The sequence below is a fragment of the Paraburkholderia heleia NBRC 101817 genome (assembly GCF_000739775.1).
Classification (GTDB): Bacteria; Pseudomonadota; Gammaproteobacteria; order Burkholderiales; family Burkholderiaceae; genus Paraburkholderia; species Paraburkholderia heleia.
In genome coordinates, this window is sequence record NZ_BBJH01000026.1 from 38995 (window position 1) to 55931 (window position 16937).

The 16937-nt window shown below is 64.7% G+C and carries 14 protein-coding genes; 2 read left to right on the top strand and 12 right to left on the bottom strand.

What is annotated here, in order from left to right:
* Nucleotides 1-3 precede the first annotated feature (3 nt).
* From BHE01S_RS21720 to BHE01S_RS21730, 3 genes are all read right to left on the bottom strand, one after another.
* On the bottom strand, nt 4-1917 hold the full coding sequence (locus BHE01S_RS21720; RefSeq protein WP_042267554.1) for a feruloyl-CoA synthase: 1914 nt from the start codon (nt 1915-1917) through the stop codon (nt 4-6).
* A gap of 82 nt (nt 1918-1999) precedes the next feature.
* The gene (locus BHE01S_RS21725; RefSeq protein WP_042267556.1) at nt 2000-3451 is read right to left on the bottom strand and encodes an aldehyde dehydrogenase; all 1452 of its coding nucleotides are present in this window, start codon (nt 3449-3451) and stop codon (nt 2000-2002) included.
* Nucleotides 3452-3487: 36 nt separating this feature from the next.
* Nucleotides 3488-4315 (bottom strand): p-hydroxycinnamoyl CoA hydratase/lyase, encoded by an 828-nt coding sequence (locus BHE01S_RS21730; protein WP_042267557.1) that lies wholly within the window; start codon nt 4313-4315, stop codon nt 3488-3490.
* A 111-nt stretch (nt 4316-4426) separates the two neighbouring features.
* On the opposite strand from BHE01S_RS21730, the gene BHE01S_RS21735 reads away from it, so the two are divergent.
* Nucleotides 4427-4924, top strand: coding sequence for a MarR family winged helix-turn-helix transcriptional regulator (locus tag BHE01S_RS21735; protein ID WP_042267559.1), 498 nt, complete (start codon nt 4427-4429; stop codon nt 4922-4924).
* Nucleotides 4925-4963: 39 nt separating this feature from the next.
* On the top strand, nt 4964-5848 hold the full coding sequence (locus tag BHE01S_RS21740) for an amidohydrolase family protein (RefSeq protein WP_042267562.1): 885 nt from the start codon (nt 4964-4966) through the stop codon (nt 5846-5848).
* Nucleotides 5849-5872: 24 nt separating this feature from the next.
* Here BHE01S_RS21740 and BHE01S_RS21745 read toward each other — a convergent pair whose 3' ends face one another.
* The 9 genes from BHE01S_RS21745 to BHE01S_RS21785 all read right to left on the bottom strand — a co-directional run bounded on the left by BHE01S_RS21745 (nt 5873) and on the right by BHE01S_RS21785 (nt 16697).
* The gene (locus tag BHE01S_RS21745) at nt 5873-7021 is read right to left on the bottom strand and encodes a GGDEF domain-containing protein (RefSeq protein WP_042267715.1); all 1149 of its coding nucleotides are present in this window, start codon (nt 7019-7021) and stop codon (nt 5873-5875) included.
* A 301-nt stretch (nt 7022-7322) separates the two neighbouring features.
* Nucleotides 7323-8048: a hypothetical protein gene (locus tag BHE01S_RS21750; RefSeq protein ID WP_157025558.1), complete on the bottom strand. Its 726-nt coding sequence runs from the start codon at nt 8046-8048 to the stop codon at nt 7323-7325.
* 32 nt (nt 8049-8080) lie between these two features.
* Nucleotides 8081-8965, bottom strand: a complete 885-nt coding sequence (locus tag BHE01S_RS21755) for an SMP-30/gluconolactonase/LRE family protein (RefSeq protein ID WP_042267565.1) — start codon at nt 8963-8965, stop codon at nt 8081-8083.
* The gene (locus BHE01S_RS21760; protein WP_042267567.1) at nt 8962-9729 is read right to left on the bottom strand and encodes an SDR family NAD(P)-dependent oxidoreductase; all 768 of its coding nucleotides are present in this window, start codon (nt 9727-9729) and stop codon (nt 8962-8964) included. Before BHE01S_RS21760 ends, BHE01S_RS21755 begins: the two co-directional genes overlap by 4 nt.
* 88 nt (nt 9730-9817) lie before the next feature.
* Entirely contained in the window at nt 9818-12226 is a 2409-nt protein-coding gene (locus tag BHE01S_RS21765) for a glycoside hydrolase family 3 N-terminal domain-containing protein (protein ID WP_042267568.1), read from the bottom strand.
* A gap of 110 nt (nt 12227-12336) precedes the next feature.
* Entirely contained in the window at nt 12337-13467 is a 1131-nt protein-coding gene (locus BHE01S_RS21770) for an ABC transporter ATP-binding protein (protein WP_042267570.1), read from the bottom strand.
* A gap of 45 nt (nt 13468-13512) precedes the next feature.
* Entirely contained in the window at nt 13513-14343 is an 831-nt protein-coding gene (locus tag BHE01S_RS21775; protein WP_042267571.1) for a carbohydrate ABC transporter permease, read from the bottom strand.
* Nucleotides 14344-14346: 3 nt separating this feature from the next.
* Nucleotides 14347-15264 carry a carbohydrate ABC transporter permease gene (locus tag BHE01S_RS21780; protein ID WP_245639819.1) on the bottom strand — a complete coding sequence of 306 codons (918 nt, stop codon included), beginning with the start codon at nt 15262-15264 and terminating at the stop codon, nt 14347-14349.
* A gap of 137 nt (nt 15265-15401) precedes the next feature.
* A complete protein-coding gene (locus BHE01S_RS21785) occupies nt 15402-16697 on the bottom strand; it encodes an extracellular solute-binding protein (protein ID WP_042267572.1) in 1296 nt (431 codons plus the stop codon).
* Nucleotides 16698-16937 lie beyond the last annotated feature (240 nt).

Below are 16937 nucleotides of genomic sequence, written 5' to 3' on the forward strand. Positions count from 1 at the left end.
TCCTTAGACTTGCTGCACATGACGCGCGAAAATCACGCGCGCGCTTGCGGCGCTCTCACCGTGCGTGGCATAGAGCGCATTCACGAGCGCCGAGCGCTGGCTCAACACGACGCGCTGATTGATCGACCCTTTGTCGGTGATCTCGCCGAGATCGAGCGAAGGCGGCGCGTCCATCACGTGAAGCCGCGTGATGAGGGTCGCGCTGCCCGTTGCGTCGCGGTTCAGCCGCTCCATGAGGCCAGCAAAGAAATCCCGCACCGCAGCCGAGTCCAGAACGTCGCGCGCTGCCGCACCCGCGTCGAGCCCCGCGAGCCGGCGGCACTCATCGAGGCGCGGGAAAATCAGCACGCCAATGTCGTCGCGGTCCATGCCCGCGATCACCGCGTCCTGCACATACGGCGCGCCGCCCGAGACGATGCGCGCGCGCATCGGCCCCACGCTCACGAACGTGCCGGAGCTGAGCTTGAAGTCCTCGGCAATGCGCCCGTCGAACAGCAGCCCCAGTTCGGGGCGTTCGGCATCGACGAAGCGCACGGCGTCGCCGGTACGGTAGTAGCCCTCTTCGTCGAACACGTCGTGACGGTCCGACTCGTCCGCGCACCAGTAGCCGCTCATCACGTTCGGTCCGCGAAAGCGCGCTTCGAGCTTGCCGTCCACCGGCACGAGACGCGTCTCGCAGCCCGGCGCGGGCAGCCCGATATAGCCCGAGCCCATCACCGGCCCGGTCGTGAAAAGGCACGACGGCGCGGTCTCGGTCATGCCAAGCCCCGCCATGATGCGGATGCGCTCGCCGCAATGGGCCTGCGTCACGCGTTCGAGCCGGTCCCACGCTGCCTGCGAGAGCCCCGCTCCCGCGAAGAAATACATCTTCACACGCGAGAAAAACGTCTCGCGCAGGCGTGCGTCGGTTTCGAGCGCCGCGGTCAGTTCTTCCCACCCCTTGGGCACGTTGAAGTAGAGCGTCGGAGCGATTTCGCGCAGGTTGCGCAGCGTCTCCTCGAAGCGGCCCGCAACGGGTTTGCCATCGTCGATATAGAGCGTGCCGCCGTTGTAGAGCGCGATGCCCACGTTGTGGCTGCCGCCGAAGGTGTGGTTCCACGGCAGCCAGTCCACGAGTACAGGCGGCTCCATGCCGAACTGCGGGAAGGTTTGCAACAGCATCTGCTGGTTGCTGCACAGCATGCGGTGCGTGGTGGGCACGGCCTTGGGCAGGCGCGTCGATCCCGAGGTGAAGAGGAACTTCGCGATCGTGTCGCCGTTCACGCGCGCTTGCGCATCTTCGACGCTGCCCGGCTGCGTCTGAAGCAACGCCTCAAACGGCGTCTCGCGGCGCGCGCCTCCCGTGGGTGTCACCACCACGCGCTCAATGGAGTCGGGCACGGCCGCATCGAGTGCTGCCGCGTAAGCCGGGCCATCGGCGGCGAATACCAGACCAGGGTTGAGCAACCCCAGCGTGTGCCGCAGCTTGCCGTAGTCGCTCGACACGAGCGAATACGCGGGTGAAATGGGCGCGTAGGGCACACCTGCCCACAGCGCGCCGAACGCCATCTGCAAATGTTCGAGATCGTTACCCGAAAGCAGCGCGACCGGACGCTGAGCGGACAAACCCCGCTCGATCAACGCCTGCCCGATCGCGCGTGCGCGCTCGAGCATCTGCGCGTAGCTGATGCCCTGCCATTGCCCATCGGCGCCTCGGCGCGCCACGAGCCAGCGGTCTGGATGCGCACGCGCGCCGCTCGCGAGGCGGTCGGTCACGCGTGCGGGGAAGTCCTCGAGCGTCTCGGTCGAGCGCAAATACCAGCAGTCGCCACGCAGTTCGATCTGCGGCGCGGCTGAGCCGATCGCGACGGCGCGGTAGCCGGCGAAGTCCGGCTGCACGCGCGCGCGCGCGTGCGTTTGGGTCGGCTCCGAATCCAAAGCCTGTCTCCTTTGTCTGGCCGGTGCCGGTCAGCGCCGTGTGTCGGCGCTGCCGGCCCGGTGTTTCATGTTGTGAACGCGTTCAGATCGGATAGTGGCGCGGGCCGGTCTGCACGGTGATCCAGCGCAGGTCGGTGAACTCGGCGATCGAAGCCTTGCTGCCGAAGCGCCCATAGCCGCTCGCCTTCACGCCGCCGAACGGCATTTGCGCTTCGTCGTGCACCGTCGGCCCGTTGATATGGCAGATGCCCGATTCGATGCGCTTCGCCACGTTCATCGCACGCGCAATATCGCGGCTGAACACGGCCGCCGAAAGACCGTATTCGCTGTCGTTCGCCACCTGCAGCGCTTCGTCGTCGCCATCCACGCGCTGCACCGTCACCACGGGGCCGAACGATTCGTCCGCATAGAGCTTCATCTCGCGCGTGACGTTTTCGACAATCACGGGCTGCATGATCGCGCCGTTCACCTCGCAGCCCAGCGGCAGCGTCGCGCCCTTCTCGCGCGCATCTTCCACAAGCGCACGGATGCGCCGCGCCGACGCTTCGCTCTCCAGCGTACCCAGCACCGACCCCGGCTGCGCGGGGTCGCCGGCCTTCAGCGTACGCGCCTTCGCAACGAGTTTTTCCATGAACGCGTCGGCAATCTTGCGATCGACGATCACGCGTTCCGTCGACATGCAGATCTGCCCCTGGTTGAAGAACGCACCGAAAGCAATGCCTTCCACTGCCGCGTCGATGTCGGCGTCGTCGAGCACGAGCACCGGTGCCTTGCCGCCCAGTTCGAGCAGCGCCGGTTTCAGATGCCGTGCGCAATGCTGCGCGACGACGCGGCCCACGCGCGTCGAGCCCGTGAAGTTCACGCGCTTGACTGCAGGGTTGGCGATCAGACGCTCGACAATGGCCGGCGCGTCTTCCGGCGCATGCGTGAGCACGTTCACGACGCCCTCGCCGAGCCCTGCCTCGTTGAGCACCTCGCCGATCAGCGCATGCACGCCAGGACACCCTTCGGAAGCCTTGAGCACCACCGTGTTGCCGCACGCGAGCGGCATGGCGAGCGCACGCGTGGCGAGAATCACCGGCGCGTTCCAGGGCGCCATGCCGAGCACCACACCGCACGGCTGGCGCACGGCCATCGCGAGACTGCCCGGCACGTCGGAGGGGATCACCGCGCCGTCGATCTGCGTGGTCATGGCAGCCGCCTCGCGCAGCATGTTGGCCGCGAGCATCACGTTGAAGCCGTACCAGTTCGCCATCGCGCCCGTTTCCGCCGCGCCGATGGCGATGAAATCCGTTGTGCGCGCATCCATTTTGTCGGCGGCAACCGAGAGGCGCTTGCGGCGCTCCGTGGGTGTGAGCGCGGCCCACGCGGGAAAGGCGCGCGCGGCGGCGGCAACGGCCGCGTCGGCATCTTCCTGCGTGGCGGCTGCCGCGCGCGTCGCCACCGCGCCCGTGGCCGGATCGATGCGCTCGAACGTCTTGCCATTCGACGCGGCGCGCGCCGCGCCGCCGATCAAGAGGCCAGTTTCATGCATGTCGTTGTCTCCTCCGTCCTTGTGCGTTGTGAGCGATCAGCGCTTGTATGCCTGCAGGCCCGGCTTGATGCTCTTCTCGTCGAGGAACTGCTTGAGGCCCTGCTCGCGGCCGCCTTCCTTGTCGCGATGGTTCGCCTGGTCGAGCTTCGCGTAGAGGTAGTCCTCATTCTGCTCCCAGGTGAGTTCGCGCGAGCGCTTGAAACCGTGCTTCGCGTTGCGCAGCACGACCGGGTTCTTGTCGAGCAGCTTCGCCGCAAGCGCGATCGTTTCTTCGCGCAACTGCGCGAGCGGCACGCTCTTGTTGACGAGCCCCATTTTCGCGGCCTGCTGGCCCGTGAAGGTGTCGCCCGTCATGATGTAGTAAAGCGCCTCGCGGTGTCCCACGGTATCGGCCATTGCCTTGCTCACGAGGTTGCCCGGCGGAATGCCCCAGTTGATTTCCGAAAGGCCGAACGTGGCTTCGTCGGCGGCGATCGCGAGATCGCATGCCACGAGCGGCGAGAAACCGCCGCCAAAGCACCAGCCGTTGACCATCGCGATGGTCGGCTTCGAATACATGCGCAGCAGCTGCCATTGCCAGCGGCTCGCGTCGCGGCGGATGCGTTCCTGCAGCACGTCGGGGCCCGCGTCGACTTCGCGGAAGTATTCCTTCAGGTCCATGCCGGCCGTCCACGCCGAGCCTTCGCCGGTCAGCACGAGCACCTGCGCCTCGGCGTCGAGCTCGAGCGTTTCGAGCACGTCGATCATTTCCTTGTTGAGCGTCGGGCTCATGGCGTTGCGCTTTTCCGGGCGATTGAGCGTCACCCAGGCGATGCCACCCTCCACTGCAACCTTGACCGTTTTCCAGCGACCTTCGTAACTCATTCTCTATCTCCGTGGACACTGCCGCACTCGCGGCTTGAAATCAATTTACTATCAGGTTACCTGATATGTAAAGTAGAATATGATCTCGTCGGTACAAACCCGTAAAACGCGATGACCCAGAAAACGCCCCCCACCGCGCCGCGCTCCCGAACCGCGCAACCGTCCGCCGAAGGCAGCCTGCACACCGTGCCGCCCATGCGCCTGAGCTATCTGATCGGCCAGCTCGACCGCGTCGTCTCCCGCCGCCTGACGGAAGCGCTCGCCCGCCACGGTCTCACGCTGCCGCAGTACACCGCGCTTTCCGTGCTGCGCGCGCGCGGGCGCGCCTCCAACGCGCAACTCGCCGAGCGCTCGTTCATCACGCCGCAGGCGGCCAACGAAGTCGTGAAGACGATGGAGGCGAATGGCTGGGTCATGCGCGAAGCCGACCCGATGAACCGCCGCGTGGTGCTGCTTTCGCTCACCGAAGCCGGCAACGCGCTGCTGGGCGAATGCGACGCCGCCGCCGATCACGTGGAAGGCGCGATGCTCGACGATATGGATACCGAAACAGCGGAAAAACTGCACGTGCTGCTGCATGCCTGCGTGCGCAATCTGCGCGCCGCTTGAGGCGAGCCCGCTGCAAATGACAAAAACAGGGAGACACCCTTGAACATCGACCCGCTCGTTGCCATCGACACGCACGTCCACGCCGAAGTGTCGTGCTGCCAGCCGCCCGACCTCTTCGCGAAGGAATTCGACGAGGCCGCCGACAAATACTTCGGGACCGTGCTAAAGCTTGGCCGCCGTCCGACGATTGCGGAAACGATCGAGCACTACCGCGAGCGCAAGATCGGCTTCGTGATGTTCACGGTGGACTGCGAGGCGAATATCGGGCGCCGCCGCATCGACAACGAGGAGATCGCCGGCTTCGCGCAACAAAACGCCGACATCATGATCGCGTTCGCGAGCATCGACCCGCACAAGGGCAAGTTCGGCGCGCGCGAAGCGCGGCGGCTGATCGAGGATCACGGCGTGCGCGGCTTCAAGTTTCACCCCACCATGCAGGGCTTTTTCGCCAACGACCGGCTGGCGTATCCGCTATACGAAGTGATTGCCGGATATGGCCTGCCCGCCGTGTTTCATAGCGGCCACTCGGGCATGGGCTCGGGCATGCGTGGCGGCGGCGGATTGCGTCTGAAGTATTCCGAGCCGATCTATCTCGACGATGTGGCCGCCGACTTCCCCGACATGAAGATCGTGATCGCGCATCCCTCGTGGCCGTGGCAGGAGCAGGCGCTTTCCATCGCGCTGCACAAGCCCAACGTCTACATCGACCTGTCGGGCTGGTCGCCGAAATACTTCTCGCCCGAACTGGTGAAGTACGCGAACACGCTGTTGCGCAACAAGGTGCTGTTCGCATCCGACTTCCCGCTGATCCGGCCGGACCGCTGGCTCGCGGACTTCGATACGCTCGACATCAAGCCGGAGGTGCGGCCCTTGATCCTCAAAGAGAATGCGGTGCGCCTGCTGGATCTCGCGGCAAAGCCCTGATGCAAGCGGCACGCCCGGTGTGCGTCATGCGGGTCTTTCAAGCGCCGGAACCTGTTCGCCCTGCGCCTTCTCGCGCTTGACGGCGTACATCGCGAGATCGGCGCGGCGCAGGACCAGATCGAAGTCCAGGTCATCGGCCGCGACCGTCGTGAATCCGACGCTCGCCCCGACGCTCACCTGCAGCCCCGGCGCAAGTTCGAACGGCCGCTCGATCGCTTCGGTCACGAGGCTGGCCCAATCGCGCGGCGCCCGGTCCACCTGAGGGTCGACGATGACGAATTCGTCGCCGCCCATGCGCGCCACCCATGCGCCCGCGCTGGCCAGCATGCGCAGGCGGCTCGCGACCTGCACGAGCAGCATGTCGCCGGCCTTGTGGCCATGCGCGTCGTTGATCAGCTTGAAGCCGTCGAGATCGGCGAAGAACACTGTCATGCCCGCCTTGAGGGGCGACGCGCTCGTCGTTCCGGCCGCGCTGAACAGGCCATCCCGGTTCAGGAGTCCCGTGAGGGCGTCATGGCGCGCGCGATGGCTGTTTTCCCGTTCGGCCTTCATTGTCGAAATGAGCATGGCGTTCAGGTGGCGCGCGGCGGCGCTCATGGCGAACAGATAGAACGGAATTTGCAGGAGCGTGAGCAGGAGGACCGGCTCGCCGCCCAGCAGCGCGCCGATGCAGCACGGGCCGAGCGAAAGGCAGATCATGACTGCCACCAGTCGCGGCGCCGCGAAATTGCGAAAGCAGATCCCGCCCACCATGGCGGCAGCGGAAAGAAAAGCGAGCGTAGCGGATACCCAGTCCCGGCTCATGGCGCTGACGAGCGCGCCATAGCCGACCGTCGCGCCCCACAACGGCGCGAGAAGAATATAGAAGTCGGTGGGCGTGCTCTTGCCCTCCCTTGCCCGGCGGCGTGACAGGGCGAGCGTCGCGAGGCGCACCGCGCAAACGACGATTTCGGCGATGAGCCAGCACTTGAACGGCAGCGTTGCGTGACGGCAAGCGAGGACCCACGCCACGGCCACGGTATTGGATACACCGCCAAAGAAGATCGGCAGGGTTCCGAACAAGGTGCCGACAAGGGCGACACGGATTTCGTGCGGCGTGTCCTGCCCGGGCTCGGTTAGCCAACGGGCCAGCTTGCCACGCGGCAAAGAGTAGATTTCGTTGCGGGAGCTCACATGCGTCACCGTCGGTCGTACTGCGCGCCCAGGCGCTTTCGCCTCTCGCGCCCTGTAAAGTCCGGGTCGTACGGCCGTGCGAAAGCAACGGGCGCCGCCGCCCTACTGCATAACGGCGGGCTGCAAGGAAAACTTTAGGAATGCGGGGGTGGGGAAGTCATTGGTTGAACTGGCAACCAATGGAAGATATTTGCACGTGCCCTGTGCGATTACGTCAGACGAAGCACGATTCTTTGCAGAAGCGCTTGCAAGTCCGCGCCATCCAGCACATAACGCGCAAAAAGAAAGCTTTTCGTGGCCGCTAACGGGCGACGATGACCGTCATCTCGGACTCGTACGTGATCTTCACGTGGCTATGGTGCTTGAGGGTCTGCATCACCTCGATCAGGTCCGGGCGGCTGACCCGAACGGAGCGCGCGGTGCCCGACTTGTCCACGACGGTCAGCAGGTTGAGCTTGCGATCGACGCCCGTGACCTGCGCCACGCCGCTGAAGACGCGGAGCACCTGGAAGTTTTCGTTGTCGGCGCCGGAGGAATGCTGGGTAATCTTTGCCGTGTGAGTCAGGCGCGTGACCGCCGCGCCGCCGGCAGGCGTCAACCCGGTGACGTACGGCTCCATAAAGTGGGTCGTCAGCTTGTCGCCGACCTTGACGACCTTGAGCACGCCGGGATGATCTTTCACACTGAAGCTCAGGTCGTCGCGGCCCGGCACGGTCACGACGATGAGCGCATTCTTCTGATCGATCAAACTGATGGTGCCGCTTTCCGTGTCGACGGATGCCCCTGCCGGCATGGCTTCCGAGGCGGCGGAGGCGTCCGTGTCGGCCGCGCGGCAGACGGGCGCCGAGGCGGCAAGCAAGCCGAGGGCCGCCACGGAGAGCGCCAGGCAGCGCGCGAAAGCAACGCCCGTATTCGATCGATAGAGCATGGTAGTCCCCTTGAAGCGATCAGGTGCCGCGCTTGCTGCGCCGGTCAGAGACCATGGCGTGTGCTCTCGCAGCCTAGCACTGCAGAACGCCCCGGCCATCGGACTTTGGTCCTATACGATCCAGGCTGCGCCTAACGTGCGAAGGCCGCCGCGCAGCTCGCCGGCGCCTGCCCCGGCACCGGCGAGCGGAACGTGAACAAGCCGCCCGCCAGCGGCTGTTTCTCGCGTTCGGCTGCCGTGAGTCCCTTCCACGCGGTGGAAACGTATACGGTCTTCATATCGTCCCCGCCGAACGCGAGCTTCGTGATGTTCGCGCAAGGAAACGCAACCTGATCGACCCGTTCGCCTTCGGGCGAATAACGGTCGATGCGCCAGCCGCCGAACAGCGCGACCCACACGTAGCCCTCGGCGTCCACCGCCATGCCGTCCGGGTGCCCGTCGCCGGCAATTGCGGTGAAGACGCGCTTGCCCGACAGCGTGCCGTCAATCGCCACATCGAACGCATACACGACGCGGCGCATCGTGTCGTTGTGATAGAGCGTGCAGCCGTCCGGGCTCATGGCCGGGCCGTTGGTGATCACGTAGCCGCTGTCCTGGGCGCTCACCGCCGCGCCTGCGTCCACGCGATACAGCGTGCCGCTCGGCGCTTGCTCGGCGTCGTCCATCGAGCCGAACCACAGGCGTCCGCGCGCATCGGCGAAACCGTCGTTGAGGCGATTGCCCGGCAAATGCGGCTCGACGTCCACCAGCTTGTCGAATTCCCCGCTCGCGGCGTCGAAACGATACAGGCCGTCAGGCAGGCCGCACACGAAAATCCGCTCGCCCAGCGGCGCGACGAAGCCGACCTGGTCGGGCGCGTACCACGTCGTGCGCTCCCCGGTCGCGACCACCAGACGATGAATCCGGCGGCCCTCGATGTCGACGAAATAGACTGCGTTTTCCGCGGCCTGCCACAGCGGCCCCTCGCCAAGCTCCGCGCCGATCGGCCATACGCACACGGGATGCGACATTGTCATTCTCCGTACCATCCCGCGTCGACGAAGTAGTCGCGCCCGGAGCAGCGCGAGGCGTCGTCGGATGCGAGAAACAAGGCCATGCGGGCGACGTGCTCGGGCTCGATGCGCAGCCGCAGACACTGACCCGCGACCACTTTCGCCTCGCTCTCCGGCGTTTGCCACAGATTCATCTGCCGCGGCGTTTTCACGGCGCCCGGGATAATGCAGTTCACGCGAATGCCCGCGCCGCCCAGATCGCGCGCAAGACCGCGCGTCAGACCTTCGATGCCGGCTTTGGCGGTCAGGTAGATCGGCAGGTTCGGCAAGGCGACGTGCCACGACACCGAACCGAAGTTCAGGATCACGCCGCGTCCCGCCTGGCGCATGCCCCTCGCGGCGGCCTGCGCGCAGAAGAACTGGTGACGCAGGTTCACGGCGATACGCCCGTCCCAGTAGCTTGCGGTCAGCTCGCCGATATCATGGCGATCGTCGTTGCCTGCATTGTTCACGAGCACGTCGATGGGTCCCGCGGCATCGACGATCGACGCGAACACGCTTTCGATGGCGTCTACGCTGCACAGGTCGCAGCGCTTGAACAGCGGCGGATGCTTCGCATCGCGAAGCTTCTCCTGGAGAGCCAGCGAATCGTGTTCGGCCACGTCGAGGAAGAACACGCGCGCGCCCTGCTGCGCGAAGGCCTCCACGACCGCAGCGCCAATCCCGCTGCCGCCGCCGGTGATAACGACGGTTTTATCCGCCAGGCTCGGATAGATTGCGTACGACATCAGATATTCCAGTGTTGACTTGTCAGAACCCAAACAGGGCGGCGAGCCGCAGACGACTCGCCGCCCTGCGCTGCCGCTTTCGTTCCCGTTACGACACGACCTCGACGGCGCTCAGCATACGCCAGTCGCGCGCAAGCGTGCGCGTTGCGTTGCCCACCACGGTGACCGTGCCGCTTAGATGAATGTCGCGGCTCGAACTGCCCACCATCAAATCGAACTTGCCCGGCTCGACGATGCGCTCGCCGCGTGCGTCGGTGAAGTTGAGCATATCGACGGGCAGCTTCACGTTCACGCGAGTGCGCGCGTCCGCCGCGAGCGGCACGCGTGCAAACGCCTTGAGTTCGCGTACCGGACGTGCCGCCGAAGCGTGCTGATCGCGCACGTAAATCTGCACGACCTCCGTGCCGTCGCGCGAACCGATGTTCTCAAGCGCGAAACTCAGCTCGACCGTGCCGTCGTCGAGCGGGACTTCGCGTTGCGCCACCGCGAGATCGCCGTAACGGAACTGGGTGTAGCCGAGGCCGAAACCAAACGGATAGCGGCTTCCGAAGTGGTAGGCGATCGGCGTGCCCGCGCTCTTGAGGCGATGGTTGTATACATACGGCACGGCCCCTGCGCTCTTCGGCACGGACAGCGGCAGACGGCCGCTGAAATCGGCGCGGCCCACCAGCAGATCGGCAAGCGCCTCGGCGCCGCGCTCGCCCGGCGCAAACGCCATGATCTGCGCGGCAATGCGATCTTCGAGGCCGCCCAGGTTGTACGGCCGGCCGCCCGTCATCACGACGACCGTAGGCGTGCCGCTCTCGACCACGGCCTCGAGCAGTTGCAGTTGCACGCCCGGGAGTTCCAGGCTGTCCGTATCGGAGCCTTCGCCCACCGTGCCGGACTGGAACAGGCCCGCCAGATCGCCGACGAACACGACGGCCACGTCTGCTTTGCGCGCGGCTTCGACCGCCTCGGGAATCGCTTCGGTATCCTTGCTGATCAGCTCGTCGCGGTTGGCGGCACCGCTCAGATCGAGCGAGACATCGCCCGGGAACACCGGCGCGCCCGCACGGCGGGTCTTGATGATGTCGCAACCCTTGGCGTGCACCACACGCGGCTCGCCCAGCAGCGCGCGCAATGCGCCCAATGGCGTGGCGATCGAAGCAACCGACTGCTCGCCCGAATTGATGAGGTGCACCGGGAAGCTGTAGCCGGCGAGCAGCGCGAGCGGGTCGTCGGCGGTCGGACCGATCACCGCGATTTTCTCCACGCCACTGGCGTTCAACGGCAGCACGCCGCCTTCATTGCGCAGCAATACGGCCGATTCGAGCGCGACCTGATACGCCGTATCGGCCGCCGCCGTGCCTTTCACATCCACGCGTTCGGGATCCACATACGGATTCTCGAAAAGGCCAAGGCGGAACTTCGTGCTCAACACGCGCGACACGGCGGTGTCGATCGTCGCTTCGGTGATCTCGCCGCGATCGAGCGCCTCTTTCAGATGAACCGCGCACTCGTGCCCCGGCAACTCGACGTCGAGTCCCGAATTGAACGCGAGCGCCGCCGCCGACGCGCTGTCGTGCGCCACCGCGTGATGGCTGTAGAGCAGGTCGACGGCAGCATAGTCCGCCACGACGAGCCCCTCGAAACCCCATTTCTCGCGCAGCGTGTCGTGCAGCAACGTGCGGTCCGCATGGCAGGGCACGCCGTCGATATCGTGGTACGCCGGCATGATCGAGCCCGCGTGCGCGAGCTTGACCGCCATTTCGAACGGCAGCAGGAACACGTCGTTCAACTCGCGCGGCCCGACATGCACGGGCGCATGATTGCGGGCGCCTTCGCTCGCCGAGTGGCCGACGAAGTGTTTGAGCGTGGCGAGCACGTCGCGCCGCTCGCCTTGCAGACCGTTCACGTAGTGACACGCGAGCACGCCTACCAGATACGGGTCTTCGCCGAGCGTTTCCTCGGTGCGGCCCCAGCGCGGATCGCGCGAGACGTCGAGCACGGGAGCCAGGCCCTGGTGGCAGCCGATCGAGCGCGCCTGCTCGCCGATGATGCGCCCCACTTCGCCCACGAGGCTCGGGTTCCACGTCGCCGCGTAGTTCAGCGGCGAGGGAAACAGCGTGGCGTCCTTGATCATCAGGCCCACGAGGCATTCTTCGTGCGACATGACGGGAATGCCCAGGCGCGTGTCTTCGACCATCTTGCGCTGCAATTCGTTGAGCGCGCGCACGCCCTCTTTGGGATCGACCGTGTGCGTGCCGAGCGGACGCGTAATCTGCCCAAGACCGTATTGGAGAATCTGGTCCACCGTGAGGCTGTTGGCGCTTTGCGCGAAATCGATACTGCGCGCCTTGTGTTCGCCGTCGGCCGAGAGCACCAGCCACGCGGCGTGAAGCTGGGCAATTTTTTCGTCGAGCGTCATGCGCGCGAGCAGGTCCGCCACGCGCTGCGCGGTCGGTGCGTCGGAGCGGCGGTAAAGCGGTATCTCGGTGGTGTGTTCAAGCGACATGGCTTCACTCCCTGGTATTGCACGAGCCGGCGTTTTTTTCTTGCCGTCTGTTTAGTTGTGCTTTTTTTAAAATGGCGTTGCGCAGGCGCGCGGCGAAAGACGTGCTCGGCCTAGATGAGACGGCGCAGCGCCATATCGTGATCGTCGAACACGTGGCAGGCCTCGGCTGGCAGCGCAAGCCTGACCACTTCATCGTGTGTCAACGCGCTGTCGCCCGGCACCTTGGCGATCAATGTCGCCGCTACCGGGCCGGTCTGCGTCGCGTGGATATAGCTGTGCTCGCCCATGTGCTCCACGAGCTTCACGCGGCACGCCAGCGTCTGTTCGTGGCGCGCGTCGCCGGCCACACGCAAATGCTCCGGGCGCACACCGAGCGTCACCTTCATGCCGGCGCGCGCACGCGAGCCGTCCACGCTCGCACGCACGCGCTCGCCGCTTTGCAGGTCGATGTCCACGCCGCCATCGTCGCCGCCCACCACCGTGCCCGCGAAGAAGTTCATCTTCGGCGAGCCGATGAAGCCCGCGACAAACCGGCTCTTCGGATGGTGATACAGGTCGAGCGGCGCCCCCACCTGCGCGACGCTGCCGTGCCGCTCCATGTTGTCGCCCGCCTGCAGAAGCACGATGCGATCGGCCAGCGCCATGGCCTCAACCTGATCGTGCGTCACGTACACGGCGCTCGCCTCGCTGAACTCGCGATGCAGACGCGCGATCTCGGTGCGCGTCTGCACGCGCAGCGCCGCGTCGAGATTCGACAGCGGCTCGTCGAACAGGAACACGCCCGGCTCGCGCACGATCGCGCGCCCGATCGCCACGCGCTGGCGCTGGCCGCCCGATAGCGCCGCGGGGCGGCGTTCGAGATAGCTGTCGAGCTGCAGTGCGGCGGCGGCGCTGCGCACCTTCTTGTCGATGATTGCCTTGTCGACTTTCGCCTGGCGCAGACCGAATGCCATGTTCTCGTACACGCTCATATGCGGATAGAGCGCGTAGTTCTGGAACACCATCGCGACCTTGCGCTTCGCGGGTTCGACCTCGTTCATCCGTTCACCGTCGATGCGCAGTTCGCCGTCGGTAATCGATTCGAGCCCGGCGATCATGCGCAGCAGTGTGGACTTGCCGCAGCCCGACGGGCCGAGGAACACGCAGAATTCGTTCTTGCCGACTTCGAGGTTGGCGTCGCGGATCACCGCGTTGCCGCTCGCGTAGGCTTTCTGTACGTTATTGAGGGAAATGCTTGCCATATCGATTTATGCGAAATTCGGTTAGCGATGCGGATCAGCCCTGAATCAGCCCTTGAGCGAGCCGGCCATCATCCCCTTGATCACGCGCTCTTGACCGAACGCGTAGGCAGCGATCAACGGCAACGACGTGAGCACGAGAACAGACAGCATCGAGGGTATGTTCGATGCGTATTGCCCCATGAAGTCCCAGATAGCGAGGGGCAGCGTCCGGTGCTCGGACGTCGACGTGAGCATGTACGCGAAGATGAACTCGTTCCAGAGACCAATGCCGTTGAAGATCGCCACCGTGGCGAGCCCCGGCCCCGAAAGCGGGAAGAAAATACGCCAGAAAATGCGGAACGGACTGCAGCCGTCGAGTTGCGCGGCTTCTTCGAGCTCGCGCGGAATCTGCCGCATGAACTCGGTCAGGATGAAGATCGACACCGGCAGGCTGAGCGCCACATACGGCCCGAGCAGTGCGAACTGCGTATCGTAGAGACCGAGGTTGCGCGTCAGCAGATAGATCGGCACCAGCGTGGCATGCAGCGGCACAATCATGCCGGCGACCACGAGACCGAAGAGCAGCTTGTTCAGCCTGAAGCGCATGCGCGCAAACACATAGGCCGCCATCGCGCTGATGACGACGATCAGCGCGACCGACACGCCCACCGTAAACAGGCTGTTACGGAAATACGTGAAGAACGGCCCCTGCAGCACGGCCGCGTAATTGCCCCAGTACAGATGGCTCGGCGGCGCCCACACGGAAGTCGAGAACGTCTCTTCCTGGCTCTTGAAGCTCGACACGACCATGAAAATGAACGGGACCGTCGTGACCGCCAGCCAGATCAGCGCGAGGATCGGAATCGTTACCCGGGGGAAGCGGAATTTCTTGTTCATGGTTCAAACCTCGGTTGCGTAGCGGCGCGTAAAGTACATCGACACCGCGGCCACGGCGATGACAATCAGGAACATCGCCGAGCCGATGGTGCTGCCGTAGCCGAGCTGGAACGAACTGAACACCGTGCGATACATATAGGTGGCCATCACCTCGGACGAGCCCTCGGGGCCGCCGCCCGTCATGACGAAGACGAGATCGAAGTAACGCAGCGAGCCGAGCACGGAAAGGATCACGGCCGTGCGCACCGTGCCCTGCAGATGCGGCAGCTTGATGCGCCAAAAGATGGTCCACTCGGAAGCGCCGTCGAGCAGCGCGGCCTCGTTGACCTCGGCCGGCATCGACGAGAGGCCGGCGAGGAACAGAATCATGTAGAAAGGCGCGTTCTGCCAGATGATCACGGCGATGGTCGCGCCCAGCGAGAAGTGCGGGTCGCCCAGCCAGTCCTTCGCGAGACCATCGAGCCCGAATGCCTGCAGCGCAACGTTCAGAGGTCCGAAATTCGGATCGTAGATTTGCTTGAACAGCACGCCGATCGCCACGCTCGACATGAGCAGCGGCAGGAAATAGAGCACCTTGAGCACGCGCGAGCCACGGCCGGCCTTTTCCAGCAGTACGGCGAGCGCGAGCGCGACAGGCAGCTGAATGACGATCGAGGCGAGCGCGAGAATCACGTTGTTCTTGAGCGATTGCCAGAACACGGTGTCATGGGCGAGCCGCGCCCAGTTCGCGAGCCCCGTATAGCGGGCCGTATTGCCGAGGCCATTCCAGTCGAGCAGCGACAGCCGCAAGCTGGAAACGAGCGGATAAAGCAGGAACACGGCCAGCAGCAGCAGCGCCGGCGCAAGAAACACGACCGTGACGAGCGTTTGCGAGGAAAGCTTCAGCCGGCGTTCGGGAGTAGCGGAAAGTACGATATTCACGAGCTTGTCTGCCGGCTGGCCCCCTGCGGCGCCAGCCGGACTTTTCCTGAGTGTCAGGGCTGTTCACATCAATCCTCACGCCTGGTCCTTCTGGCGGCCAGCGCAAGCCCGTTATGAATGTGAACAGGCCCTAAAGATCAACCGCCCTTCTTCGAAGCGGCTTCCATTTGCTGCGCGGCCGCCTCAGGCGTCAGCGACAGACCGAACAGCGCCTGCGTCGTGTCCTTGTGCAGTTCGCCCAACGCCGGCGGCAGCGCCTGGTCGTACCAGAGCTGCACGCTCGGCGCCGCAGCAAGCAGTTGCTGCAGACGCTGCGTGAACGGGTCGTCGATCTTGACGTTGTTGACCGGCGGGAGCTTGTGGTCATCCGACGCGCGCGCCTGCATCGCCTGGTCGTCGGTCAGCGCCTGGATCAGCTTGAACGCGGCGTCCGGCGTCTTGCATTCGGTCGAGATGCTCAGGAAGCCGTCGCCCACCGTGCCGATCAGGTCGCGCGGATCGCCCTTGCCGCCCGGCACGCTCGGGAACGGGAAGAAGTCGAGATCCTTCGAGAACCCCGGATTTTCGTTCGCGATCGTCGAAGCTTCCCAGGCGCCCATCAGCTCCATCGCGGCCTTGCCCGAATACAGCAGACGGCGCGAAGCACCCGAGTCATAGTCGAGACCGTTGATGCCCGGCGCAAACGCGCCAGCCTTCACGAGCTCCTGGATACGCTTGCCGGCTTCGATGAACGCCGGATCTTCGAAGCCCTTGCCCTTTCCTGCGATGGCGTCGCTCACGACTTGCGGACCACCGATACGGTCGACGAGGTACATGTAGTACATCGAGCCCGTCCACTTGTTCTTGTTCGCGAGCGAGAACGCGGCCACGTTGTGCTGCTTCAGCACATCGACGACGTGCATCAGCTCATCCCACGTCCTGGGCGGCGTGATGCCGTACTTCTTGAACACTTCCTTGTTGTAGAAGATCACCGCGGCCGCCGCGTTTTCGGCAGCCACACCGTAGGTCTTGCCGCCGAACGTCGTCACGCTCCACGACGACTGCATGAAGCGGTTGCGAAACGCCGGGTCCTTGTTCAGGTACGGCGTGAGGTCCACGATCTGACCGGATTTCACATATTCCTGCAGGCCGCCGCCCCCCCAGTTCTCAAACACGCACGGCGGCTGGTTCGCACCGAAAGCGACCTTCAGCTTCGTCTTGTAGGCCTCGTTCAGAACGTGCGAATTCTCGACCTTGTAGCCCGGATCGGCTTTTTCGAAGCGCTCCGAGGCGTCGCGGATGATCTTGCTCGACGACGCATTGGTCTGCTGATCCCAAACCGTAATCGTCCTGGTGTCCGCCGCGACGGCGTTCGAAACGACGGCCGACAGTGAAAACGCCAATGCGGTGGCGCCGACTATCGCCCGTGCCTTGGAGAAACCTGGGTACGCCATGTTTGTGTCCCCTCTTTAGGAATTTTGAGAGCTACCTGAGTTATCTGCGGGTTTAACGTTAGCCTTAACGTTAATAGATGTTAAGCCGTGACGCGAACTACGGCTATGCGGGATTTTCCTGGTGGGCCCCGCCCGGAGCTTGCGCCGCGCGCAAGGTTGGTGTGCGCGGGGAACGGTTGACTGCCTGCGCCTGACTGCGCATCTGATAGAATAGCCAGCACATAAACGGTATCGCTAACG

Bases quoted from the DNA above. Each gene is read 5' to 3' on its own strand.
- BHE01S_RS21750 (WP_157025558.1), bottom strand. From the start codon at position 8,048: ATGGCCGGGGCGTTCTGCAGTGCTAGGCTGCGAGAGCACACGCCATGG.
- BHE01S_RS21785 (WP_042267572.1), bottom strand. From the start codon at position 16,697: ATGGCGTACCCAGGTTTCTCCAAGGCACGGGCGATAGTCGGCGCCACC.
- BHE01S_RS21770 (WP_042267570.1), bottom strand. From the start codon at position 13,467: ATGGCAAGCATTTCCCTCAATAACGTACAGAAAGCCTACGCGAGCGGC.
- BHE01S_RS21725 (WP_042267556.1), bottom strand. From the start codon at position 3,451: ATGCATGAAACTGGCCTCTTGATCGGCGGCGCGGCGCGCGCCGCGTCG.
- BHE01S_RS21755 (WP_042267565.1), bottom strand. From the start codon at position 8,965: ATGACAATGTCGCATCCCGTGTGCGTATGGCCGATCGGCGCGGAGCTT.
- BHE01S_RS21775 (WP_042267571.1), bottom strand. From the start codon at position 14,343: ATGAACAAGAAATTCCGCTTCCCCCGGGTAACGATTCCGATCCTCGCG.
- BHE01S_RS21760 (WP_042267567.1), bottom strand. From the start codon at position 9,729: ATGTCGTACGCAATCTATCCGAGCCTGGCGGATAAAACCGTCGTTATC.
- BHE01S_RS21730 (WP_042267557.1), bottom strand. From the start codon at position 4,315: ATGAGTTACGAAGGTCGCTGGAAAACGGTCAAGGTTGCAGTGGAGGGT.
- BHE01S_RS21735 (WP_042267559.1), top strand. From the start codon at position 4,427: ATGACCCAGAAAACGCCCCCCACCGCGCCGCGCTCCCGAACCGCGCAA.
- BHE01S_RS21765 (WP_042267568.1), bottom strand. From the start codon at position 12,226: ATGTCGCTTGAACACACCACCGAGATACCGCTTTACCGCCGCTCCGAC.